Here is a 24979-nt window from a genome sequence, read left to right as displayed (position 1 = left end):
AGATATCTGTTGTACTTTAATAGGATTTTGCTGATCTAAATGCTTTTGATGCCAGGCACGAAGTGTTTCAGGAGTACAACCAATCTTAGGCGCAATTGCTGTGATTGCAGCCCAAGTAGAAGGATAATCTTTTTCAGATTCAATCAATAATTGAACCGCTCTTTCTCTGATTTCAGGGGTATATTTTAATTTTGTCATCGGGACACTACGCTTCGCTACGTCTTGCGAAGCAATGCTTCTCATCTCAGAATATTGACTCTCCGACAAACCCGGTACGGTTCAGCCTTCTGCATGACCACACCATAGCGATTCAGATATGGAACCGTCAGACTTCCACCACCAATACCAAAGATTGCTGATGCAACCCCAATCACACTACCTGCAGCAACTTGTTGACCTGATGAGGGTAACGTTTTCGTTGGGTCAATTGCTTTTTTGGCACCTGTAAACATCGTATATGCGACCCAAATCAGAAATAAGCCAACAATGATTTGTAGATGTAATCCTGATATCAAACCAGCAAAACCTGCCCCAAAAAAACAACCAATCGCCATAGGTGGCGCTAGATTTTTAAAAACAGGCCAAATCACAGCACCAGTTTTATGATGCGCCATCAATGAGCTAATCGAGGTTACAACAATGGTTGCCAAAGATGTGCCTAATGCGAGGTGCATAACCACATCGGGGTCATAGCCCATTTGGGTAAAGACAATAAAAAGCAGTGGTACAATAATCGTACCACCGCCGACACCAAACAGCCCTGCTGCAAAACCAGCAAAAGCGCCGATGACTAAAAAGGTTATAAGTTCCACAATAAACTAACTTTAAAAAGATAAAAGAATTAAGGCATTGAGTTAAGCGTGTTCCAACTGACCCACTTGATGATAAGCACGGTTAAAATACACCAGACTTTCTTCTTGATCGCTTTGTTGAACTTTAAGAACACGACACATGAAAACACTGTGTGTACCGACTTGCTGAATATCTTGAATCTCACAGTCAAAACTGACCAAGGCATCTTTCAAAATAGGTGAACCAGTTTCCATAGTACTCCAATCACCGAGTTTGAAACGATCTTCTGAGCTGAATTTACTTGAAGCAAAAGCATTTGAAAGCTGTTCATGCTGAGTACTTAGTACGTTTACAGCCAAGACTTTATTTTCAACAAAATGGGCATGTGAACGGGAGGATTGATTCATACAGACTAATAACATTGGCGGTGTATCCGTCACGCTACATACGGCAGATGCAGTAAATCCATGCATACCTGTTTCACCCGAAGTCGTAATAACATTCACTGCTGTGGTGAGTAAAGACATTGCATTTCTAAAGTCTGTTGCTTCAATCATCTCTTTCATCTCAAATGTACATATCACGTGCTCGTGCATAAAGCTGGACAAATGACCTTGCGATGATTTGTTCTGCTTCGCACGAGACTACGTTTGATTAAGCTTCTAGCTCTTTACGAACAATGGCAGCACCTGCGCTTAAAGCTTCAAGTTTGCCACTTGCCACTTGGCGAGATAGCGGTGTCATACCACAGTTAGTTGAAGGATACAGTTTATCTGCATCAACAAATTGCAATGCTTTGCGTAGCGTATTTGCTACTTCCTCTGCAGTTTCCACTTGAGTGGTTGCCACATCAATTGCACCCACCATCACTTTCTTACCACGGATCAATTCGATTAAATCCATTGGTACACGTGAGTTTTGGCATTCAAGTGAAATAATATCGAGCTTAGATTGTTGTAGTTTCGGGAATGACTCTTCGTATTGACGCCATTCATTACCTAAAGTTTGTTTCCAATCCGTATTTGCCTTGATACCGTAGCCATAGCAAATATGCACAGCGGTTTCACATTTGAGTCCTTCAAGCGCACGCTCTAAGGTCGGAATACCCCAATCATTTACTTCATCAAAGAACACATTAAATGCAGGCTCATCAAACTGAATAATGTCGACACCTACTGCTTCAAGCTCTAACGCTTCTTGATTCAGAATTTTGGCAAATTCCCAAGCCAATTTTTCACGGCTCTTGTAGTGACCATCGTAAAGTGTATCAATCATGGTCATCGGACCAGGAAGCGCCCATTTAATTTGTTGATTGGTTTGGCTGCGCAAGAATTTCGCATCGTCTACAAACACGGCTTTTTTACGAGAAACATCACCCACAACAGAAGGTACACTCGCATCATAACGATTACGAATACGCATCGTTTCACGCTTTTCGAAATCCACACCTTCAAGATGCTCAATAAAGGTGGTCACGAAATGCTGACGGGTTTGCTCGCCATCACTCACGATATCGATACCCGCAGTGACTTGCTCATGTAATGATAATTTCAAAGCATCACGTTTAGCTTCTAATAATTCTTCGCCTTCAAGCTTCCATGCAGACCATAATTTTTCAGGTTCAGCTAACCAAGACGGTTTTGGCAAGCTACCCGCAGTTGAAGTTGGGAGTAAAAGTTTCGGTTGTGTAAGCGCCATGTCTAATCTTCTTTGTCTAAATTCGTAAATCTGTTTATCAATTTAATGGATTAAGCAGCTGTTTCGATTTCGAAATTTGCAGCCCATTCATTTAAAATGTCTTGATAAGGCTTAATGAAGTTTTCTTCCGTCCATTTACCTTGTTTAACTGCAAGCTCACCACGTTCCACACGGTCATAGACCACACGTGTAAGTGAATAATCGCCATAGCTTAGACTTGGTTGATACACCACACCTGCAGGAGAGTTGGTGTTGTAAATTTCAGGACGATAGATCCGTTGGAAACTTTCCATGGTCGCAATAGCACTGATCAATTCAAAATCAGTATAATCACGGACTAAATCGCCAGCGAAATAGAATGCTAATGGTGCATTACCACCTTCTGGTTTAAAGTAGCGTACACGTAAACCCATTTTGGCAAAATATTCATCGGTACGTGAATATTCATCATTTTTGTATTCCACACCCAAAATAGGATGTACGTTGGCTGTACGGAAATACGTTTTAGAGGTTGAAACGCTTAAGCAAATGACAGGTTGTTTTTTAAATTCTGCTTTAAATACATCTGAATTGACTAAATGTTGATAAAGCTTGCCATGTAGATTGCCAAAATCTTCAGGTTTTTCACCTACACCACAACCCAATTGTGGCAATACCACACTGAAGTCGTAATCACGCACATAAGATGAGAAGCTATTGCCGATCATGCCTTCAATATGCTCACCTGTTTGATGGTCAATCACAACACTTTTAAGTGTTTCAATAAATGGGAAAGTTTGACCATTACCTTCAATATCAATTTCCGCAGAAATAATGTCAATCTCAAGTGAATAGCGATCACCTTTCGGGTTATCAACGGTTGCCAAGCTATTAAAACGGTTGTTGATCATCGCAAGGGTACGACGCAAGTTTTCTTCACGGCTTTCCCCACGTGCCAAATTGGCAAAATTTGTGGTTAAACGTGTGCTTTCTGCTGGCGTGTAGTTTTCATCAAAACGGATACGTTTAATTGAACACTCAAATGCTGTACTCATGGAGATTGCCACCTAAAAATTTTATAAAAAGCTAAATTTCTGAATGGCTGTATTTAAACGTGAATAAGAAAGTGAGTAAAACGATATAAATTCAGCTCAAGATGAGAAATACTCATCTTAATAAATTAAAGATTCTGAGGATTTTTAGTTATTCAGTAAGTTAAGCGGCTATCTAAAATCTTTATCTGAAATTGATAATGTTTTTTGCAACTCTACCAAAGATAATAAATCTCCAACTATCAAGTATGTGTAAATAACATAACGATCAGCTTCTTGCCTAGAAGTAATAATATCATGAGAACCTTTCTGAGCAGCTTTGAAAATAGCATCTAACCGCTCGCCCAAATATTTCATCTGTGAACCAACGATTTCCTCAAATCTTTTAGAGTCTGACTGCTCATCAACATATGCAATAATTCGATTTATATAATTATCCACACCTAATTTAATAATTTTAGTTTCACCATTGTCTAAATTAATAGTCTTATCCTCTCTAGCAGGATAAATCACATCAGCAGTATCTTGTAATATTCGCCTACAACTATGAACAGCATTTGACCAATCCTCTGAATTTTCGGACGTTAAATTCTCATAAACAGATGCAAATTTTTGTGCTGATAATGGTACTAAATCTCCAATTTTTCCGTCTACAAACTTTCTTGTTCTAGAAAAAATATCTGACGTAATTTTTGAATATTTTAGCTCATAATATTTATTAGACACGTATTCGCATACAAAAGCTTGTCGTTTAGTTAGAAATTGAGAGTTCGTGCTAATACCATCTCTTAAACTCTTTCTTTCTAAAAAATTACTAGTGCCACCTGATGAAACAAATTGATTCGGATTAGCTGAACTTATTGAAACATTAGGATCATGTGCAATTTTTAGACTGTCCTTCATTGCTTCCAATTCAATCTCCATCGCTCCGATTGACCCTAACTTAGCTTTCTCTACGGTTTTTCCTTCTCCAGCTTTTTTACATAAGTCCCATATATCGGGTGTTAAACCATTTGGGCTTGAAGGATAACCACTACTTTCAAAGATAAAAATTCTTTGGTAATCGAATTCATTTAGCAATCTTGCCAATCTACTCGCCTTTAATGCGCAATTAGATAAAGAAGAGGTACTTAACTCAATATTACTAATAATTTCTTCACTTAATTTTAAAGCTTCATTCAATGACTCTTGATTAACTTGCAATGTTCTGCTTCCAAAGCATTATTGTAGTTATTCTCTTATATACTTTAGTTCTTATTAAATTTCAATTAGTGAATTTCTTTCATCTTAACCTTAGAAAATATCAGTATATCAAATCCTTACTATCTAATTAAATCGTTAAAATATAGGGTTTAGATTTAAACCCATATAACTATGTCAAACAAACTTGAACGTCAGAAATTGACTCTCCCAGCAGGTCACGACAAGCTTCTGCTTCACTCCTGCTGTGCACCATGCTCGGGTGAAGTGATGGAAACCCTAATTGAATCAGGCATCGACTTTTCGATCTTTTTTTATAATCCCAATATTCACCCTGTCAAGGAATATGAAATCCGTAAGGAAGAAAATATTCGCTTTGCAGAAAAACATAATATTCCTTTTATTGACTGTGATTACGATACAGACAATTGGTTTGCACGTGCCAAAGGCATGGAAAATGAGCCAGAGAAAGGTATTCGCTGTACCATGTGTTTTGATATGCGCTTTGAACGCACTGCCCTTTATGCAGCTGAAAATGGCTTCAGCCTAATTAGTAGCTCATTGGGTATCTCTCGTTGGAAAGATATGAAGCAGATCAATGATTGTGGGCATCGTTCTGCTTCACATTATGAAGGTATCACCTATTGGGACTACAACTGGCGTAAAAATGGTGGTGCTGTTCGTATGCTTGAAATCAGCAAGAAGGAAGAATTCTACCAACAAGAATATTGTGGCTGTGTATACTCCTTACGTGATACCAACCGTTGGCGTATGAGCCAAGGTCGTGATCGCATCAAATTGGGCGTGAAATTTTATTCGAATGCCATGGATGATGAAAGCTAAGCTTCAGTCGCCAGATACCAATTTTTCCAGGAACTGGTTCCACGGACTTCAATGGGTACAGTTGGAATCAGTTTTTCTTTTAGAACGTCAGTCTGTCCCACGGCTTTGGCAAGTCGGGCTTTCACAGAATGAATGCATTCACGATCTCCAAACTCACAGCGATCCAATGTCGTACCACCACAAGGACCATTCGCCAATCCTTTGGGACAAGTTTCAGGGCAAATATATAAAGTATCTCCTAACCTACATTGACCACAACTTTCACAACCCACGATCCCTTGCTTAGAGATAAATTCAGTTTTTAACAATGCTTTTGCTGCAGGCGCATTTTCCCAGAATGAGGCTTTAAAAATAAAATGCCCCATACCTTTGGCAATTTTGGACTCAAATAGAGCCTTGTGCATGAAATGCAATTGCTGATATTTAATAAGCTGGCTAGAGGATAGTTGGCGGGAATAATAAGCTAATTCTGGCACGAGTTCATTTTTAGTCTTCACTTGCCACAGTGCATTCCAGAGTGCTTCGAGTTCCTGTAAACCATAATGTCGATATTGTTCAATATATTTTTCTAAAAGCTTTTGCTCTTCAGGCTTATGGCATGCTGAAAGATGCACACCTGCAAAACTCAAATATTTACACATCAATATTTGTATAGCACAACGTTTATAAGCATTCTCAGTTCGTCCATCCTGTTCTTCCTGAGCCAACACTCGTAACATGTGTGGTGTAATCACAATTCCTGCGACCTTATGTTTCACCATAAAATTGGCACGTGCCAAACTAAGTGGCATAACACAAGCAAGTATATTTTGTGGGTATCGATGACGATTTAAAAAAGCCTTGGCTTGTTTTAAAGCCTCCATATCGTAACCCAACTGGGTAACGATAAAGTCTGCTCCTGCTTTAATCTTTTTGTGAAGTTTTAAATATTGTGCATCACGTTCAGCTTCAGCATATTTAAAGGGATTAAAAGCTACACCAATGTGAAATCCACCATAACACTTTGCGGCCATGACCGCATTTACAGACTCTAAATATCGGGTGCGATTCGTTCCATCTTGACCATTTGTATGCCCTTTTAACTTATCACCTGTGAGAAGCAGTAAATTTTTCTGTCCCGAAGCTTGAGTTGATTTTAAGAAGGTCTCAAAATCAGTAATATCCCGACCTTTCCCTGAATAATGGATGATTTTTTCCATTGATGAAGGAAATGTCTTCGCACATTCAAGTGGTGCCAAATCACTATCGGCATGCACTCGATCTGCCAAAGTGATCGCACATGGAAATTCTGCTAAAGACATTGGTACAGCAATGCCTTTAGCAGAACTTAAATATTCCAACAAAATACAAAACTGATTGTGCTTAAAATGGGAAGCAAGCTGTGACATAAAATAAAGTTCAAATAAAAATGATTGAAGCAGGTCGCTATTATATTCGACCTAACAGAATCAGCCCGATTAATCTTAATCAGGCTGATATAGAAAATTTTAGTCAACAATTATGCAATGAATCTATTCACTACATTCAATCAGGCAACTTTCTCATGAGATTCTCGCTCTAATGTGAAATGAAATGCCTATTCTTCAAGAATATTTTGATACGGCTTAATGAAGTTCTCTTCTGTCCATTTACCTTGCTTAAGATTCAATTGAACACGTTCAACACCGTCATAAATTTTACGAGTTAAGAGAAATCATCATTGTGAACAGACTATTTCTCTAAGTTGATTCATCACAACATGTAATTTATAGCCATAGAACCGGCCCATTGAGCTTTTACCACGAGATGCAATTTTAGATAATGATTTATGGCGGTGAATAGGTTTGTGCAACAAAGCCTATTCTAATTAAAACTTGGATTTCATAACCATTAATTTACAGTACAACTATCAATAAAATCGCCCCACCATTGCATCATTTCCATACGCTGATTAAAATATTCTGCATGATTATAACTTGCACGGGTTTTATTTTTATCAGTATGAGATAGCTGTGCTTCAATCCAATTTGATTGAAATAAACCGGATTCATTTAATATGGTACTAAATGTCGATCGTAACCCATGAGAAGTTAATTCATTTTTAGTATATCCCATTTTTCTGATAATCAAGTTCAGGGTATTAAAATGAATAGGTTTATTATTATTTCGGGGGCTAGAAAACACATATTTCTCGCCATGAGACCAAACGAGTGCTGATTTCACAACTTCAAGTGCTTGATCAGATAGTGGAACAAAAAAATCAGGGATATCATGACCTAAAATAACCTTTCTTCTATATTGTTTAATATGTAAGGCTGGTATTTTCCATATTTTTTTATCTAGATCGAAGTGATGTGGTTCACAAAGCAATAATTCTCCACCACGGACGCCTGTATATAATTTAAATAACAGGGCTTTTTTAATAATAGGATCTGTATTAATCTGATTTAATTTAGCTAAGAAATTAGATAGTTCATCTGAATTCAAATGAGGATAGTTTTTCTTAATCTTATTGTTGACTAATATTTTATGAAGTCCATGTGCAATATTATATTCACAATACCCCATCGCTACCGCATAATCATAAATCTGATTTAAATAACTATAGGCTTTCTTTACAGGTTCTTTTACATTTCTAGATTCTATCTTTTTAATAATCTTAACTAGATCATATCTTTTAATTTCAATAAATGGCATTAGTCCAATATTTGGATAAACATCCTGATCTAAACATTTTTTTGCGAGCTGAATTACACCGCATCGTGGTTCATCTTCAAAGGAATTTTTAATTTTAAATTCTAACCACTCTTCACAAATATCCTGAAAAGTTTTGATGTATTTTTTATGCAGTGGTTTATTTTCATAATTATTAAATTTATATTCATCCCGGACTGATCTGGCCTCTTTCAAGGACATTACAGGATATTCACCCAACTTCATGCGAGGACGTTTATTTGTCCCTGCAAGTGAATAGCGGTAACTCCAAGATTTACGTCCGTTTGGTTCTACCTTCAAACTTAAGCCGTCATCATCTGCCAGAAAATAGATTTTTTCCTTTGATTTAGCTTGACGTACCTTAATCTCAGTAAGACTCATGAATTTTTAACCTAACCACAAATGGCACTGCTCAATTGAATTATAGCAAATTTAAGCGATATTCATATGATGCGTATCATACGCATCACATATTTCTATAAGTAATTGTTAAATAAAATTTATATTTAGATTGGCTAGTCCTTAGTAACCAATTAATTAACCATTAATTTTGCAAGTCTTAAATTGGCATTTGAAGTGTAACCCCATGTTATGACTATTCACATTTCTGCTCTATGATTCATGGTTACTTATTAGTTATATTATTATGTCAGGAGCGATACAAGAATTAGGGTAACCTTATGGAAATAGCGAATACGAAATTACTAGCTGGCGCTTTGATAGCCCTAACTTTAACTATAGTTAGCCCTGTCGTACTTGCAAATGATAACAATGATATACGAAAGACTATTGTAGTTAAGTTTGCTAAAAAAGCTTACTCTGCAAATTATTACGGAAGGATAGATGGATACAAGTATGATTCCTACAAATTTTATGCTAAAAAAGGGCAAAAGTTAAAAGTGAAGTTGACTGGAGGAAATGTTGAAGCTTACTTATGGGGTAATCAATTAAAAGACTCCATCAATCTTGGAGAATATTCTCCAGAGCTTGATGATAAGGGTATTTATATTTTACCTGCTTCAGGTGAGTATGAAATTAGAGTATTACAACCTAGATCACAGGCAAGAAAAGATAAAAAACCTCAATACTGGATGAGTATTAACATTAAATAAAGACTTGCTAGATTTTTTTAAGCTTTTATACCAGGGTTCAAAAACTATTGCCAGTTAAACGGGGCGTGATTTTTACGTATATGTTTTTATATTAGTAAAAATGATATAGATACGTAATTCATAGAGATCGTTTCAATTTAGCAATCTCTAAATACATCTTGTAACTGGCATGTTGAATCCGTTCATTTGAGGGGGCGTATTGCTTCTGGACTTCATCGAAGAAAGGAGTTTCTTCACATAATTCAAAGTACCTTTCCATCGGTGTTTTACCTTGCAAAGCTGAATGTGGTCTCATCCAGTTACAGTAATGCTGCCATTCTGCCAGTTTGCTCTGAATTTCCTCTGAATCGATATCTACAGTAGCGTAGAACTCAGATTTATCAGTCTTTTGTGAGCGCTACCTTGCCATTCAGATGAGGTGAACCCGGTTTATTCGACCTAAATTTGATCCCATACTGCATCATTTTTTCTGTATTTTTTCAACAAAGAATTCTCGTTCACGATCGGTCTGTATTCGCTGTATGGGAAAAGGCATTTATTCAATTACACAGTTAAAAAGTCGAGTGTATTCGCAGCTGTTCGGCGTTTATATATCCTTAAAACGCGATATCGTGTGCAGTCATCGATAGATGTGTACTGATATAGTCCAGGACCCAGTTTACAGGCATCCATTTGAATTCTATCGCCTGGTAATGAACGTTCATGACAAATGTAATCTATTTTACGACGGAATTTTTTAATCGGTTTGACTTAATGGGTGGATAGTACTTTATGGATAGTCGCCAAGGACAACGAGACTCCGTGCAGCTCATTAATTCTGTTTGCAAACGTCGAACACCCAGATTTCTAGCCGAGCGCATTTCCAATATTAAAGCTTCTAGCTCAGCATTGATTTTAGTATTTGGCGATTTTAAGGGACATTTACTATGACTACTTAATCCATCAATACCTTGTTCAGAATATCGTTTCCACCACTTGCGTAAAGTTGGTCTAGAAATGCCACATCTCCGACAAACCAGGCCAGCATTATTGGTCTCTTCAAATAATTTAACCCATACGAGTCTTTGTTGAATTTCTCTGTTCATAGACACCCATTATATTGAAGTGATGTCTATGAATCACACAGATTATCATAAGGCTTTTGAAACTGTCGCACCTCATGTTTGAATTCACCCATTAACAGAGTGCGAATTAGTCCTTGATCATGTTTGACCACATTTCAAGGAATAGTGTCCAACTTTCGGTATGCAGATTATGGTGTGGGGTTCTCTTAAAGTTTAAACCTTATTATTTTACTTCAGTAATGCTGATTGGCTGGTCTTTTACAAATTCAACAACCCCTTCACCACGTTTAAAGTGAATTGAAACTCCATTATTATTAGCTAAACGAATACCACTACCAGCAACTGTTTGCTTTAAACGATATACCATGCCTGAGTTATCAGTCATTAAAGCAGTTTCAAAGTTATCCGATGATTTCAGAAAAATTAATAAACCATTCGGACCAGAAAATTTAAGGACCTGCGTATCAGCTGAAGTATTGCTTGTAGCCTTATCTTGTAAAGTTTCAGTCTTTGGACTCGAAGTACACCCAGTCATTGCTAAAACTAACAAAGTTAAACTTAAAAAATATTTCATTTAACTACCTTTTTCATCTGTAAATCATAGGTGTATTTATACTAATTGTTATAATTTAAAAATAAAACAAATATTACTTTTTTTTACATAAAAAAGCCATAAATCGCATTTTGAACCTTACCGGATTTATCGGAGATTTTTTTATTTAAGTTAGGCCACCTGACTTAACGGGTTAATCTTATCATAGTACATTGCTTCAAACTCAAAAGGCGATACATAACCCAGTGCACTGTGTACATGCTTTTTATTAAACCAATCTACCCAATTTAATGTCGCAAGTTGTACATCTGCTAAACTTTGCCAATCTGCTTTTAAATATTCAATCACCTCTGTTTTGTATAAGCCATTCACTGTTTCAGCCAAAGCATTATCGTATGAATCACCAGTTGTACCGACTGACGCTCGTAAATTTGCTGCTTCTAGACGATTGGTATAGCGAATGGAAAGATATTGCACACCTCTATCGGAATGATGAATTACATTCTTTGGCATACCTCGATCATGCAAAGCTTGTTCTAATGCATCAAGCACCATATCTGTATTCATACGTGTTGATACTTTCCATCCAACAATTGCTCGTGAAAACACATCAATAATAAAGGCGGTATAGACCCAGCCTGAATTTGTTTGAATATACGTAAAGTCACTCACCTGAGATACCGTCTTGGTAGTCAATCAATAATTGAACCGCTCTATCTCTGATTTCAGGGGTATATTTTACTTTTTTCATCGGAACACTACGCTTCGCTACGTCGTGCGAAGCAATGCTTCTCATCTCAGGAAAGTTGGTCTCCAACAAACCCGGTACGGTTCAGTAAATTAGATAGATTGGTTCAATATAAAGCATGTACATAGCTGCATTCGTTTATTTACCCTGTTTTGGATATTGACCCATGTAAATGATGAGATTAAGCCATTAAATAAAGTAGCCCAACTTGAATAAAAAGCCTCTGACAAACCTCACAGGGTTGAAGTGCTGCCTTTCATTCAAAATTTCAGGCAGCACATTTATACATTTAAGCGTCGGTTTAAGCTGGTAGTTTACTCGCCAAAACATCTACTTTTTCAATAGACGGTGGCTCTGAAAATAGCTCTTCGGCCTGAGCCATCAACGCAGCTGCAACCTTGCCAGATAAATGTGCTTGGCGACCCGCCTCATCAGGAAATGCATCAAAAATACCAAATGTTGTAGGTCCAAGACGTAAGCCAAACCACGCAACTGTCGCAGGTTCTTCCATTACAATAGGTAAACCGGCTTTAAGGAAAGCTTCCACTTCGTCTTCTTTACCCGGTTTAGCTTCAAGACGGACATATAAAGCTGTTTTAAGCATGACTAAAACTCCACAATTGATTAGAATTCAAACTGATTCTGTCATTGCTAATGTATGCATGTCAGAAAGTTTTGTTGTATAAAAGTTAAAAAACATCCCATAGCTGAGCCAAAATTTAGGTTTTTATTTCGACATAATGCTATGAATTTATTCAAGTTAATATCATTAACATTTGAATCAAAAAATCAAGATATGAGATGATTAAATTCAATCTTAGTTATATAAGGATCAATTGACTCTACCTTAGATTTATAAGCTGACCTCTTCATCTGGAAGTTATATTGCTCAAGAAGCATTCAAGAACAACATGCACATCTTCATATCTATGAAAGTTATTTAGCTAGGAATTTGCTGTGAAACTCTATATGTTTCTCTATAAAGCTCGCAATGAAGTAATAGCTATGGTCATACCCTTCTCTTAGGTTAAGTGTAAGAGGATATTCTTGTTCCAAACAAATATCACTAAGAAGCTTAGGTCTTAACTGTTCTTCAAGAAAATCATCAGCTGTTCCCTGATCGACTAAAATAGGTAAATGAACTTCATCGTTTTTGATTAATTCAATCGCATCATAGCTTTTCCATAAAGTTTCGGTTTCACCTAGGTATTGTGTAAAAGCCTTTTTCCCCCAAGGTACTTGGCTAGGTGCAACAATTGGTGCAAAAGCAGAAATACTTTTATACAGCTCAGGGTTTTTTAAACCAATTACTAATGCACCATGACCACCCATGCTATGCCACATAATGCTTTGGACTTGGTTGGTCGGAAAATTCAGGTCAATCAGATTTCTGAGCTCTTCCACAATATAATCATACATTTTGAAATGCTGTGACCAGGGTGCTTGTGTTGCATTCACATAGAATCCTGCGCCTTGGCCTAAATCATAATCTGCATGATCTGGTACATCCTCTCCACGTGGGCTGGTATCTGGTGCAACAATAATGACTTTATGTTCAGCCGCATACTTTTGTGCTCCGGCTTTAGTAATAAAGTTCTGTTCGTTGCAAGTCAGTCCTGATAACCAATATAAAACTGGCAACTTCTCATCTTTGTCATGAGGTGGCAGATATATTGAGAATTTCATTGAACAGTTTAATGGTATTGACTGATGGCGATACACTTCTTGCGATCCACCAAAAGAAGCATGTTTCTCAATTATTTCCATAATCAATTACCTATGTTGAGCAAGACTTCATGAGAAATCGAGTAAACAAAGAGTCTGACATTCTCCACAGAGAATACTGATAAAGATTTAAAATGTAGGCAGGTTTGTTGAACCTATACATGATGGATACATAGATAGATCTGTTTTACAGATGATGTGCCGTTTTAGAGGATTCCATGCATGTCAATCATGATTCACATGCATGGAAAAGTATAAGGTCTGACGGAATTATTCGTAATGAATTACAGTACGAATTGACTTACCTTCATGCATTAGATCAAAGGCTTCATTGATCTGATCCAAGCCCATGGTGTGTGTCACAAATGGTTCTAATTGAATTTTACCTTTCATGGCATCTTCAACCATTCCTGGAAGTTGCGTACGACCTTTTACCCCACCAAAGGCAGAACCTAACCATCTACGACCAGTAACCAGTTGGAATGGACGGGTAGAGATTTCTTGACCTGCGCCAGCTACACCAATAATTACGGATTGTCCCCAGCCACGGTGTGCACTTTCAAGGGCTGCACGCATCACATTCACGTTACCAATACACTCAAATGAATGATCTACACCCCAGCCAGTCATTTCGACAATTACTTGCTGGATTGGTTTATCATAATCTTTAGGGTTCAAGAAGTCCGTTGCACCAAACTCTTTTGCCAGCGCAAATTTATCTGGATTCATGTCAACCACAATAATACGCCCTGCTTTAGCTTGACGTGCGGCTTGTACGACTGCCAAACCAATACCACCTAAACCAAAGACCGCAACACTATCACCTTCTTGTACTTTAGCCGTGTTATGTACTGCACCGATACCCGTTGTTACCCCACAACCCAGTAAGCAGACATGTTCGTGATTGGCTTCAGGATTGATTTTAGCCAATGATACTTCTGCCACTACAGTGTATTCACTGAACGTTGAGCAGCCCATATAGTGGTAAATCGGTTGACCATTGTAGGAAAAACGAGTGGTACCATCTGGCATTACGCCTCTACCTTGAGTTTCGCGAACGGAAATACACAAGTTCGATTTTCCAGATTTACAGAATACGCACTCGCCACATTCAGCAGTGTAAAGTGGAATAACATGATCACCTGGTTTGACGCTAGTCACGCCTTCACCAACCTCAACTACAACACCAGCACCTTCATGCCCGAGAATAGCGGGAAAAACACCTTCAGGATCATCGCCAGATAAAGTAAATGCGTCTGTATGACACACACCGGTATGGGAGATCTTAATTAATACTTCACCTTTCTTCGGTGGTGCAACATCAACTTCAACAATTTGAAGAGGTTGACCAGGACCAAACGCAACGGCAGCACGTGACTTCATGGAATAATTCCTTATACAGATCTACTTTAAATATGATTTTAGAATCTTGGCGATTTCAGCCAATTCTTCTTTTCGTTGTTGTTCTGTGGTTTCACCTGATACTAATGTGTCCTTTAAATGAACCTCCAACATTTCATTCATTAAACCATTAATAGCACCACGCACTGAGCATATTTGTTGCAGAATTGCACCACATTCCACATTATCTTCTAACGCTTTTTCAATCGCTTGCGTCTGACCTTTGATCTTTCTGACGCGTAGAAGAATCTTTTTTTTGTCGTCAACCTGATTAGGCATCAGACCTCCTTATTTGCTAGCATTTATACTATAGTACCCCATAGTATAAAAAAAGCAATATTTTTTATAAATCGAAAATTAAAAAGATCTTTAGCGAAAATTTTCTATCCCTGTTTTTAGTTTTTTTAAATTAACATCATAGAGCTTATGCGAAAGTCACAAAAAAAATGGGACTTTTAGCTCCCATTTTTTATTTTGTCTCATGTTCTTTGTAATGCTGTGACCTTTTAGAATTATGTTTCAAATTTTAGCCACTTTGTAGATATTTTGAACGTTTCAAGCCTTGAAAATACTACCAACAGTTTAGGTTAAACTGCCTTTACAGACTGTACTAGAATATTTTTAGTGAGCGGATGAAATTTATTATTCATTATTTAGGAATTATTAAATCCTATAAATATCATTTATTGGATTAATTTACTTTGGTACTGTGCACATCATCCCCCAGTTAAAAATAAGGAACAATTATGAATAAGATGATGAATGCTCTTATCTTAGAAAATTTTGGTGATCATGAATTTACACGTGTAGAACTCCCTATACCTCAACCAGAGGCTGGGCAAGTTCTGGTACGTATTCATGCTAGTGGTGTAAACCCTATTGATTATAAAATTCGTCTTGGTGAAGCACCTTATGCTATGCCAGAGCTTCCTGCCGTGTTGGGAACAGATATGGCTGGGGTTGTAACTGCTGTTGGTGAAGGTGTCACCCACTTCAACGTTGGAGATGAAGTTTACGGTCTGATTGGTGGCGTTCGTGGTCTTCAAGGATCTTTAGCAGAATATGTTGTAGCAGATGCTGATCTGATCGCATTAAAGCCACGGAATATCTCTATGCGCGAGGCAGCAGTACTACCATTGACGTTCCTCACCGCTTGGGAAGGTTTAGTGGATAACGCGAAGGTCCAACCAGGGCAAACTGTACTGGTTCAGGGTGGTGCTGGTGGCGTTGGTTATATGGTTGTTCAGCTTGCAAAAGCACTTGATGCAAATGTTTGGGCGACTGGTCGTACAGCTGATCAATCACTGATTTCAGAACTCGGTGCAACACCTCTCGATTACACAACAGCATCTTCCGATGACATTATTGCTGCAAGCCCTGAGGGTCAAGGTTTTAACATTGTTTACGACACTGTGGGTGGTCCAGTACTCGAAGCTTCACTTTCCATGACAACTCACTATGGCCACATTACCAGCTGTGCTGCATTTGGTAATCATAATTTAGCGAGTTCATCTCTACGTTGTGCCACAGTGTCTGGCGTATTCGTCCTAATGCCGATGTTAACAGGCAATCGCCGTGCTCATCATGGTGATATCCTTAAGATCGCTACTCGTCTTGTTGAGGAAGGTAAACTGCGTCCTATTGTTGATCCTCGTCATTTTACTCTAGACCAAGCGATTGGGGCTCATGATGCTGTTCAAGATCGCTCTGCCAATATTAAGGTCGTGATTGATGTCATTTAACGCACTTCAGGCCAAGACTTGGCGCTTCAATAGTATTGGAGATACAGACGTTCTGACATTAGAAACACTTCCTGTTGCTTTACCAGCAGCAGGAGAAGTTCTAATCCAGATGAAAACGATCGGACTCAACCGGGCTGATGTAATGTTTCGGCGTGGTACTTATATTCAAAAGGCAGTATTCCCTTCTCGTCTGGGATATGAGGGAGCAGGCATAGTTCTTGCGATAGGTGAAGGTGTACGTCAATTTTCTCCAGGAGATGCAGTATCGATTCTTCCGACTGACAATCTAGCCAAATATGGGACATATGCGGACAAGATTCTGATTCCAGAAACTTTTTTAGTTCACAAACCCGATAGTTTAAGCTGGGAAGAAGCTTCTTCAATCTGGATGCAGTATTTAACGGCTTGGGGTGGTGTAATCCATGCTGGTGGAGTTTCGAAAGGAAAAACGATCTTGATCACAGCAGCTTCAAGTAGCGTAGGACTAGCTGCGATACAGATAGCTGAAGCAGCGGGTGCTAAGGTCATTGCAAGTACACAGACGATAGAGAAAAAGCAACGTTTACTGGATCTCGGTGTTAAAAATGTTATAGCCAATGAAGATGAACCAGATTTGTATGAGGCGCTTATTCTACGTTTGGGTGGAGAACATCTTGATGTCGCCTTCGATGCTGTAGGAGGGCCACATATTGAACAGATTGCAAAAGCGATGTCTGTGGGAGGAACTATGGTTATGCATGGTGCACTTAGCCCGGAGATCACACCATTTCCCCTTAAAGTTGCATTACGCAAGAGCTTAACCATGCGAGGTTTTTTGTTCCTTGAGGTTCTCCATAACCCTGTTCTAAGGGAGCAAGCCAGACGATTTATTCTTAGCAGTATAGGTGCAGGATATCTTCGTCCAGTGATCGACTGTTGCTTTAACTTTGAGGACATGCATGATGCTCAGCGCTATCTTGAATCAAATCAGCAAATAGGAAAAATTGTAGTTACTCTGAATACATGATGGTCTTATCTGATTTCTACTTTCTAGAAAAAAGGTTAGTTCCATCTGATTCAGGTTTCTACATGGCCCAGAACTTCCGCTAAGTAATCAAACAATGCTCGGATTCGCAAAGGTGTCGGGCCCCGCTGTGGACGATATAAATACAGGCGCCAAACGGGAGAGGTTTCCTCATGAAGTATCTGAATGAGCTTACCACTCCTAAGCCACGGCAAAACTAGAAATCCAGGCATGTGTCCGAATCCAACTCCAGCGAGAATAGCTTGAAATTCAGCTTCTAGATCATCTGTAATAAAACGGGGCTTTGATGGCGTAAAGCTTCGACTTTCAGTGAATGTCCATGGCCAGTAACGCCCTGTTTTATGATCGAATAGTGCTGTTAGAGGGTATTTATCTAAGTCAATAATTTTTTTGGGCATTCCAACCTTATCAATTAACTCTGGCGTACCCACAGAATAAAAGTTCACTTTAGCCAATTCCCTTGCCACATATCGATTGTCCGGCAAAAATCCAAATCTGATCCCGATATCTATTCGCTCATCGATCACATCCGAGTGTGAATCTGTTAGCACACAATCCACGACAATATCTGGATAACGTGTGGCAAATTCTGCTAGTGCAGGTACTACCAATTTACGCCCTAACACAGACGACACAGTAAGACGGACGGTCCCACGCATTTCATCTCGTTTTTCCTTGGTGTCTTTTACAAGCAGAGCATCAATGGATCCCACCGCAAAATGTGCTTGCTTTGCCAGACGCTCACCATCAGCGGTAATTTTAATTTGTCGAGTACTCCTGTAAAACAGAATCTCTCCGCGCTGCTCTTCTAGCTCTTTTATTGCCCGTGTCACTACCTGCGGGGAAATACCCAGCTGAGTTGCTGCCTCTTTAAAATTTCGAGACTCTGCTGCGACACAAAAGATACGCATCATTTCCAATTTGTTCTGCATGTCCAATCCTGTGTTATGGTAATTATTCCGTAAATAGGAATTCTGAAAGATAATATTATTCATTTATTATACCTAACAAGGCTGTAATACTTAATCCATCAAATATGATTGACAGATAAGTTGAAGGTTACTTGTATGAATAATATAGAAAATAAAGTTATTGTTATCACAGGTGCAAGTAGTGGTTTAGGTGAAGCTACTGCTCGCTTACTTGCTAAAAAAGGTGCAAAGGTTGTACTTGGTGCTAGACGTACTGAAAAATTACAGGCTATTGTTCACGACATTCGTGCTGAAGGTGGTCAAGCTGAATTTATTGGTATGGATATAACCAAACCACATGAAGTACAAGCACTTATTGAAAAGGCATTAAGCGCATTTGGTCAAATCGATGTATTGGTAAACAATGCTGGATTAATGTCTATTGCACCATTAAGTGAGCTAAAAGTTGATGAATGGGATCGTATGATCGACATTAATATTAAAGGTGTTCTTTATGGTATAGCAGCTACACTGCCTGTTTTCCAAAAACAAAACTTTGGACACTTTATTAATCTCGCATCTGTTGCAGGGTTAAAAGTATTTAGTCCAGGAGGTACTGTTTATAGCGGTACTAAGTTTGCTGTAAGAGCCATCTCTGAAGGCCTTCGTCATGAAGTTGGGGGAACAATTAGAACGACTACTATTGAGCCTGGTGCAATTGAGTCAGAACTAAAATTCGGTTCTTCTCATAAAGAAAGTTCAGAGTTTGTTACTGATTTCTACAAACAAGCTATACCAGCTGACTCAGTCGCTCGAGCAATTGCTTATGCAATTGAACAGCCTGCGGATGTAGATATTAATGAAATTGTTTTACGCCCAACGAGCCAAGAGTTTTAATAATTGAATAACAAAAAATGGGAGCACCTCGCTCCCATTTTTACTATATTTTTAAAGTTAAGGACAAATCTATGAAAGCCGTATCGTATGTTATAAATAACCATGATGATTTTAAAAATTCATTGGTAGATATTGAAAAAGCGAAGCCTACGCTTAAGGAGCGAGATGTACTGGTAAAAGTTCAGGCAATCTCTGTGAATCCAGTTGATACCAAAGTGAGAAAAAATTCGTCTGAAGCAAATAATCGTATTTTAGGTTGGGATGCCGTTGGGGAAATTATTGAAGTTGGCTCAAAAGTTACCTCGTTTAAAGTAGGAGATTCTGTTTGGTATGCTGGCGATTTAACCCGAGATGGTAGTAATGCTGAGTTTCAAGCAGTCGATGAACGAATTATCAGTCTTAAACCCATTACAGTATCTAATGCAGAAGCAGCAGCATTGCCATTAACTGCAATAACGGCATGGGAAATGCTGTTTGATCGGTTTCAAATTTCAGAAACAGAAGTTGGCAGTATTTTAATTATTGGTGGTGCAGGCGGTGTAGGATCAATCGCTATCCAACTCCTAAAAGCAAAAACAAATCTGACCGTTATAGCAACAGCTTCACGTGAAGAAACGAAATCTTGGGTGGAATCACTTGGTGCCGACCATGTCATTGATCATAGCAAAGATTTAAATGCACAAATCGAGACACTAGGCATTGAAAAACCAAAGTATGTATTCTCTACAAATCATACAGAAACATATATCAAGCAAATAGTTTCTCTGATTGCACCACAAGGCAAGCTTGGATTGATCGATGATCCACAAACATTTGATATTATGCCGTTTAAGACTAAATCTATTTCTATCCATTGGGAGTTGATGTTCACCCGTTCAATGTATGAAACCGATGATATTGAAAAGCAAGGTGATCTATTGCAACAGGTTGCCCAATTAGTTGACCAGCAAAAAATTAGAAGTACTCTCAACCAAAATCTAGGAAAAATTAACGCTGCAAACTTGGAGAAGGCGCATAAGTTGCTTGAATCAGGTAAGTCAAAAGGCAAAATTGTACTAGAAAACTTCTAAAACAAATTAAAGGTGAAATAATGACTATTTCAGTAATTGCGAACTTTAAGGCAAAATCAGATCAAAAAGAGAGGTTAGAAGCGCTTTTACAAAGTGTAATAGAGCCTACGCTTCAAGAAGAAGGATGCTTGAAATATGAGCTTTATATTAGCGAAAATGACTCGAGTAGATATTTCTTCTTAGAAGAATGGCGTAGCAGGGAGGATTTAGATATCCATATAGCGTCTGATTATATTCAAAGTTTATTTGGTAATATCCAATCGCTAATTGAATCAAGTGATATTGTAGAAATCAAAAAAATATAGCTGTATTCGGACGTTATGATGAAGTATTCTTCAAATTAACATAGGGACTTAGAAAGCTAACAAAAAATGGGAGCTATAAGCTCCTATTTTTTAAGAATTTTTAATTTTTTAGTAGTAACTTAGGCTTCAGCAAATTATGCCCCTGAGGGGAGCCACCAATACCCTGCATTTTGACAATAATGTCATCGTTTAGAGGCAGCAAATTTACGAGCATCAGTCGGTACGACTGGTGATTCATATGATATTGCTTTGGCTGAAACGGTGAATGGCTTATACAAAACAGAGGTGATTGAATATTTAAAAGCAGATTGGCAAGGTTTAGCAGATGTACAACTTGCGACATTAAATTGGGTAGATTGGTTCAACAAAAAGCGTGTACACGGTGCACTGGGTTATGTATCGCCTTTTGATTTTGAAGCAATGTACTATGATAAGATTAACCCGTTAGGTCAGGTGGCCTAACTTCAATAAAAAGTCTCCGACAAACCCGGTACGGTTCACACGTTATAACCGGGATTGCTTCGGTGAGCTAATCCAGATTGATGGCTCATATCATGACTGGTTCGAAGGACGCGCTGCTAAGTGCTGCTTGCTGTTTTATATCGATGATGCCACTGGAAAGCTGTTGCATCTGCGCTTCTGTGAGGCGGAAACGACCTTCGACTATATGCTTTCAACCCGAGCCTACATTGAACAATACGGTAAGCCGTTGGCCTTTTATAGCGATAAACATTCGGTTTTCCGAGTGAACCAGAAATCGAGCCAGGACAGCAAAATCACGCAATTTGGCCGGATTCTGAATGAGTTGAAGATAGATATTATCTTTGCCAACTCACCACAGGCCAAAGGTCGCGTAGAACGCGCGAATAGAACCCTTCAAGACCGGTTGATCAAGGAGATGCGTCTGGAAGGCATCAGTTCAATTGCCAAAGCCAATGCCTGGCTACCCTGCTTTATTGAGCAGTTCAACCAGAAGTTTGCCAAGTGTGCGAGAAATTCCAAGAACTTGCATCGCCCTTTAACAGAGTCTGATGTTGAACTAGATGATATTTTTACCTGGCAGGAACCGCGTAAGGTCACCAAGAATCTGACCCTGACGTATGACAAATATATTTATCTGCTTGAACCGACAGAGCTGAATCATAAGCTTGTTGGGTAATACATTTCATTTCTGGAGTATCCGGATGGCACTGTGGCCCTCATGCATGAGGGACGAAAGCTCAACTACAGCATCTTCAATAAACTGGCTGGACTGCAGCAGAATGAAGTGGTTGAGAATAAAAGATTAGGTTCAGTCCTGGCACATATCCAGCAACAGCATGAAGCATTGGAAAAACAGAATAAACGTTCCCGTGCCAAGAAAAGTATGCCAAGTCGTAAAGCTCAGAAAGTTGTTATTGAACAAAGAAATTTAAATCCTGTGCTTGACTCTTGTAGTTAAAAACAGGACATTTTAAATGGTTTATCGCATAGACATTTTAATTGGGGAATAACAGTTTTTCCAAAAAATAGAGATCATTTGAGAATATTTTGATGTATTTTCTAATACCTACATTGATTCTTTTCTTATTAAAAAATAAGATGAGCTTGATTGAAAATGACACTACTGAAGTAGCTTATGTATTTGGGATTCTTGTGAATATAAAATAATGTTCCAAATTACTAAAGAAACCGAAGCATTAAGTACTTTAAATAATTTGAGTTTTTAAACAAATGATGATTAAAAAATTAACCTTCCTGATTAGCTCGGCACTTTTACTAACAGCATGTGGAGGTTCAAGTTCTAAAGTAAATCAAAATAATGACAGCAATAATGCTACTTCTACACCACCTACTTTACCTTTAGATGGTTCACCATCGAACACAACTGTTCATACTTTAGAGTTTCCTATTGCTGAATATAAAATCAAAGCAGTAGATGTTGGGTTGAAGGACCATATTTTTTCTCTTATAGAAAATTACAAGACTACTTTAAATAATAAAATTAATGAAAATACACAGACATTGTATCAACAAAACATCCAATATGATCCAGCTTGGCAATTTCGTAAAGAATATGTGCTGACTAAAAATAAAATCTATTACTCAGCCAATAGCCAACATCCTCAATATCTGGTTTCAAATTCAAATGGAAAAATTATTACAACTTTTGATAGTGAAACTCCTGAATTTAAGTCTACTCTTACCTTTAAAAATATTTCATTAAATAATAGCCCCCTAAATTCTGCTTATGTCACTACTGAACTGTTAAAGAATCCTGGAGAATCTCTCAAAAATGATAAAAATTGGTTAAACCTTTCTAATCAAATTAAAAATATCTCTGGCTCATTTCCAAAAGATTCCGTTTGCCATCAATATTTGACTCAGCAATACAACCAACCAAATATAAGTTTTAGCGAGTTTGATGACTTTACAAATAAGACTATCGCTGAATGGATAGCAGAACAAAAAGCATCTGATAACAATCCGATAGTAGAAACATGGGCTAGCTATCAGGTTGCATATATTCCGGAGTCTCAACAATATAATTTTTATCATGGCGAAGGCTATCGCGGTAAAGCGGTTATTCTTAAAAATGGTAAATTATATGAAGGTAATTATGATGCAGGTGCTGTTTATGAACTCAAGGATGAATATGATAACCCAACTCAATTCAACCTCGGAATTTGCAATGCCTACAATAAAATAGCCTCAGATACTTTAAAGATAGCATTATTAGGCCTAGTAAAGAACTAATTGCCAATTTTTGAATGAAATGAATAGCCTAACTAAGTATCAAAGTAAAAATGTAGAGCCTGTAAATTAGAGTAGCTGAAAATACAATATTTAATTGGAGTAAAACTTATTAATTTTTTAGACACCTTTTTAGGTGTCTTTTTATGAATAGCCCCCGATTTTGTAGACACCTTTTAGTTAGATTGGACTGCCACCACTCTCCTAGACAAATTTCGTCTATTCTTTTTGCATAGGAGAGAACATTATGAGTGGACAACGATACACCCCAGAATTTAAAGAAGAAGCTGTTAAATTGATTACTGAACGTGGATATTCTGTCACTGATGTGGCAGAACGTTTAGGTGTATCACAGCACAGCATTTATAAATGGCTAAAGGCCGTACAGCCTTTACGCAACAACCCTGATGAACATGAACTACTCGAAGCAAAGAAAGAGATCCTTCGTCTTAAAAGTCAGCTTAAGCAAACTGAAGAAGAGCGGGATATCTTAAAAAAGGCCGCAAGGTACTTTGCAAGCCTGCCCGAGTAAAGTATCAGTTTATCCTTGAGTACAGCCATCAATTTAAGATTAAGACGATGTGTCGGGTTCTTAAGATTGCTCGTGCTGGCTATTATACCTGGCTACATGAACCCGAATCAGGCAGAACAATTGAAGACAAACGGTTATTACAACTGATCCGTTCTTCTTATGATGCCAGTTATGGTATCTATGGTTATCGTCGCATCACGCTGGATCTTAAAGAGCTAGGTGAAAGCTGTGGACCGAATCGTGTGCTGAAGATCATGAAGAACAATGGCATTGCCGCTGTTCGAGGATATAAGAAGCATAAAAGCTATGGTCGTGGTCGTCCTCAGATTGTGCCACCTAACCATTTAAATCGAGAATTTGTTGTAAACACACCTGATACCTCGTGGGTGACTGATATTACCTACATCCGCACTTGGCAAGGCTGGTTATATCTGGCTGTGGTTCTCGATTTATATTCAAGGAAAGTCATCGGTTGGTCAATGAAACCTACGCTTGCCAAGGATATCGTTTTGGATGCCCTTTTAATGGCGGTATGGCGACGCAGACCCAATGAACCTGTGATCATACACTCAGACCAAGGCTCACAATACAGTAGCGGAGACTGGCAGAAATTCTGTCAGAAGCATAATTTAGTTCCGAGTATGAGTCGTCGTGGAAACTGTTGGGACAATGCTGTTGCTGAATCCTTTTTTAGCAGCTTAAAGAAGGAAAGAATTAAAAAGAGGATCTATAAAACACGAGAAATGGCGCGTGCAGATGTATTTGATTATATCGAGATGTTTTACAATCGAATCAGGCGTCATTCGCATCTCGATGGGATGAGTCCAGAAGCCTTTGAGGCAGCTTCAAAATGAGGCCGTCTCGTGTCTAGGATACTGGGAGCAGTCCATAAAATGGCTAATTA

At 38.3% G+C, this 24979-nt stretch carries 21 protein-coding genes and 8 pseudogenes; 11 read left to right on the top strand and 18 right to left on the bottom strand.

Going from position 1 to position 24979, the window contains the following annotated elements:
• From FTT86_RS12965 to FTT86_RS12940, 6 genes and pseudogenes are all read right to left on the bottom strand, one after another.
• A pseudogene (locus FTT86_RS12965) lies at nucleotides 1–198 on the bottom strand (IS3 family transposase); the annotation flags it as partial.
• Between the two features lie 83 nt (nucleotides 199–281).
• Nucleotides 282–812: pseudogene (locus tag FTT86_RS12960) on the bottom strand (sulfite exporter TauE/SafE family protein); the annotation flags it as partial.
• A 42-nt stretch (nucleotides 813–854) separates the two neighbouring features.
• Nucleotides 855–1349 (bottom strand): flavin reductase family protein, encoded by a 495-nt coding sequence (locus FTT86_RS12955; RefSeq protein WP_004647846.1) that lies wholly within the window; start codon nucleotides 1347–1349, stop codon nucleotides 855–857.
• Between the two features lie 97 nt (nucleotides 1350–1446).
• Nucleotides 1447–2490, bottom strand: a complete 1044-nt coding sequence (locus tag FTT86_RS12950; protein WP_180039080.1) for a methionine synthase — start codon at nucleotides 2488–2490, stop codon at nucleotides 1447–1449.
• A gap of 50 nt (nucleotides 2491–2540) precedes the next feature.
• Nucleotides 2541–3524, bottom strand: a complete 984-nt coding sequence (locus FTT86_RS12945; RefSeq protein ID WP_180039079.1) for a putative oxygenase MesX — start codon at nucleotides 3522–3524, stop codon at nucleotides 2541–2543.
• Nucleotides 3525–3692: 168 nt separating this feature from the next.
• Nucleotides 3693–4724 carry a hypothetical protein gene (locus tag FTT86_RS12940; protein WP_171476945.1) on the bottom strand — a complete coding sequence of 344 codons (1032 nt, stop codon included), beginning with the start codon at nucleotides 4722–4724 and terminating at the stop codon, nucleotides 3693–3695.
• 171 nt (nucleotides 4725–4895) lie between these two features.
• Between FTT86_RS12940 and FTT86_RS12935 the strand changes: the two genes are divergently transcribed.
• Complete coding sequence (locus FTT86_RS12935; RefSeq protein WP_004647714.1) at nucleotides 4896–5564, top strand: epoxyqueuosine reductase QueH; 669 nt, start codon at nucleotides 4896–4898, stop codon at nucleotides 5562–5564.
• On the opposite strand, the gene FTT86_RS12930 is transcribed toward FTT86_RS12935, so the two are convergent.
• The 4 genes and pseudogenes from FTT86_RS12930 to FTT86_RS12915 all read right to left on the bottom strand — a co-directional run bounded on the left by FTT86_RS12930 (nucleotide 5561) and on the right by FTT86_RS12915 (nucleotide 8639).
• A complete protein-coding gene (locus FTT86_RS12930; RefSeq protein WP_180087564.1) occupies nucleotides 5561–6952 on the bottom strand; it encodes a methylenetetrahydrofolate reductase C-terminal domain-containing protein in 1392 nt (463 codons plus the stop codon). The two genes, FTT86_RS12935 and FTT86_RS12930, sit on opposite strands and share 4 nt — an antisense overlap.
• Nucleotides 6953–7140: 188 nt before the next feature.
• Nucleotides 7141–7257: pseudogene (locus FTT86_RS12925) on the bottom strand (putative oxygenase MesX); the annotation flags it as partial.
• A 9-nt stretch (nucleotides 7258–7266) separates the two neighbouring features.
• Nucleotides 7267–7383: pseudogene (locus tag FTT86_RS12920) on the bottom strand (transposase); the annotation flags it as partial.
• 50 nt (nucleotides 7384–7433) lie between these two features.
• Nucleotides 7434–8639: an integrase arm-type DNA-binding domain-containing protein gene (locus tag FTT86_RS12915; protein ID WP_004281814.1), complete on the bottom strand. Its 1206-nt coding sequence runs from the start codon at nucleotides 8637–8639 to the stop codon at nucleotides 7434–7436.
• A 299-nt stretch (nucleotides 8640–8938) separates the two neighbouring features.
• Here FTT86_RS12915 and FTT86_RS12910 point away from each other — a divergent pair, with 299 nt between their 5' ends.
• A complete protein-coding gene (locus FTT86_RS12910; RefSeq protein ID WP_180039075.1) occupies nucleotides 8939–9370 on the top strand; it encodes a PPC domain-containing protein in 432 nt (143 codons plus the stop codon).
• Nucleotides 9371–9488: 118 nt separating this feature from the next.
• Here FTT86_RS12910 and FTT86_RS12905 read toward each other — a convergent pair.
• From FTT86_RS12905 to FTT86_RS12875, 7 genes and pseudogenes are all read right to left on the bottom strand, one after another.
• Nucleotides 9489–10455 (bottom strand): annotated as a pseudogene (locus FTT86_RS12905) (IS481 family transposase).
• A gap of 202 nt (nucleotides 10456–10657) precedes the next feature.
• Complete coding sequence (locus tag FTT86_RS12900; RefSeq protein ID WP_004281821.1) at nucleotides 10658–11008, bottom strand: hypothetical protein; 351 nt, start codon at nucleotides 11006–11008, stop codon at nucleotides 10658–10660.
• A 150-nt stretch (nucleotides 11009–11158) separates the two neighbouring features.
• Nucleotides 11159–11659: pseudogene (locus tag FTT86_RS12895) on the bottom strand (IS3 family transposase); the annotation flags it as partial.
• A gap of 377 nt (nucleotides 11660–12036) precedes the next feature.
• Nucleotides 12037–12339 (bottom strand): putative quinol monooxygenase, encoded by a 303-nt coding sequence (locus FTT86_RS12890; protein WP_000920558.1) that lies wholly within the window; start codon nucleotides 12337–12339, stop codon nucleotides 12037–12039.
• A 332-nt stretch (nucleotides 12340–12671) separates the two neighbouring features.
• Nucleotides 12672–13502, bottom strand: a complete 831-nt coding sequence (gene fghA / locus FTT86_RS12885; RefSeq protein WP_180087565.1) for an S-formylglutathione hydrolase — start codon at nucleotides 13500–13502, stop codon at nucleotides 12672–12674.
• A 228-nt stretch (nucleotides 13503–13730) separates the two neighbouring features.
• On the bottom strand, nucleotides 13731–14843 hold the full coding sequence (locus tag FTT86_RS12880) for an S-(hydroxymethyl)glutathione dehydrogenase/class III alcohol dehydrogenase (RefSeq protein ID WP_005105874.1): 1113 nt from the start codon (nucleotides 14841–14843) through the stop codon (nucleotides 13731–13733).
• A gap of 21 nt (nucleotides 14844–14864) precedes the next feature.
• Nucleotides 14865–15140, bottom strand: coding sequence for a metal/formaldehyde-sensitive transcriptional repressor (locus FTT86_RS12875; RefSeq protein WP_005105873.1), 276 nt, complete (start codon nucleotides 15138–15140; stop codon nucleotides 14865–14867).
• A 467-nt stretch (nucleotides 15141–15607) separates the two neighbouring features.
• Here FTT86_RS12875 and FTT86_RS12870 point away from each other — a divergent pair, with 467 nt between their 5' ends.
• Together FTT86_RS12870 and FTT86_RS12865 are read left to right on the top strand one after the other, a co-directional pair.
• Nucleotides 15608–16603: a zinc-dependent alcohol dehydrogenase family protein gene (locus FTT86_RS12870; protein ID WP_180087566.1), complete on the top strand. Its 996-nt coding sequence runs from the start codon at nucleotides 15608–15610 to the stop codon at nucleotides 16601–16603.
• Nucleotides 16593–17609 carry a zinc-dependent alcohol dehydrogenase family protein gene (locus tag FTT86_RS12865; RefSeq protein ID WP_180087567.1) on the top strand — a complete coding sequence of 339 codons (1017 nt, stop codon included), beginning with the start codon at nucleotides 16593–16595 and terminating at the stop codon, nucleotides 17607–17609. Before FTT86_RS12870 ends, FTT86_RS12865 begins: the two co-directional genes overlap by 11 nt.
• Nucleotides 17610–17659: 50 nt before the next feature.
• On the opposite strand, the gene FTT86_RS12860 is transcribed toward FTT86_RS12865, so the two are convergent.
• Nucleotides 17660–18559 carry a LysR family transcriptional regulator gene (locus FTT86_RS12860; RefSeq protein WP_180181319.1) on the bottom strand — a complete coding sequence of 300 codons (900 nt, stop codon included), beginning with the start codon at nucleotides 18557–18559 and terminating at the stop codon, nucleotides 17660–17662.
• Between the two features lie 135 nt (nucleotides 18560–18694).
• Here FTT86_RS12860 and FTT86_RS12855 point away from each other — a divergent pair, with 135 nt between their 5' ends.
• The 7 genes and pseudogenes from FTT86_RS12855 to FTT86_RS12825 all read left to right on the top strand — a co-directional run bounded on the left by FTT86_RS12855 (nucleotide 18695) and on the right by FTT86_RS12825 (nucleotide 24929).
• Complete coding sequence (locus FTT86_RS12855; protein ID WP_001059480.1) at nucleotides 18695–19435, top strand: SDR family oxidoreductase; 741 nt, start codon at nucleotides 18695–18697, stop codon at nucleotides 19433–19435.
• 71 nt (nucleotides 19436–19506) lie between these two features.
• The gene (locus tag FTT86_RS12850) at nucleotides 19507–20505 is read left to right on the top strand and encodes a zinc-binding alcohol dehydrogenase family protein (RefSeq protein WP_004682270.1); all 999 of its coding nucleotides are present in this window, start codon (nucleotides 19507–19509) and stop codon (nucleotides 20503–20505) included.
• A gap of 20 nt (nucleotides 20506–20525) precedes the next feature.
• The gene (locus tag FTT86_RS12845; RefSeq protein ID WP_005206902.1) at nucleotides 20526–20810 is read left to right on the top strand and encodes a putative quinol monooxygenase; all 285 of its coding nucleotides are present in this window, start codon (nucleotides 20526–20528) and stop codon (nucleotides 20808–20810) included.
• Nucleotides 20811–20993: 183 nt separating this feature from the next.
• A pseudogene (locus FTT86_RS12840) lies at nucleotides 20994–21272 on the top strand (integrase core domain-containing protein); the annotation flags it as partial.
• Between the two features lie 31 nt (nucleotides 21273–21303).
• Nucleotides 21304–22251: pseudogene (locus FTT86_RS12835) on the top strand (ISNCY family transposase); the annotation flags it as partial.
• Between the two features lie 272 nt (nucleotides 22252–22523).
• The gene (locus tag FTT86_RS12830) at nucleotides 22524–23546 is read left to right on the top strand and encodes a hypothetical protein (protein ID WP_180087568.1); all 1023 of its coding nucleotides are present in this window, start codon (nucleotides 22524–22526) and stop codon (nucleotides 23544–23546) included.
• A gap of 244 nt (nucleotides 23547–23790) precedes the next feature.
• A protein-coding gene (locus FTT86_RS12825) for an IS3 family transposase (RefSeq protein ID WP_180087569.1) occupies nucleotides 23791–24929 on the top strand; the annotation gives its coding sequence in 2 pieces (ribosomal slippage) (nucleotides 23791–24049 and nucleotides 24049–24929; 1140 coding nt in all).
• Nucleotides 24930–24979: the final 50 nt, after the last annotated feature.

This window comes from Acinetobacter sp. YH01021 (assembly GCF_013420255.1).
Classification (GTDB): Bacteria; Pseudomonadota; Gammaproteobacteria; order Pseudomonadales; family Moraxellaceae; genus Acinetobacter.
This window is presented reverse-complemented; position numbering and strand designations above follow the sequence as displayed.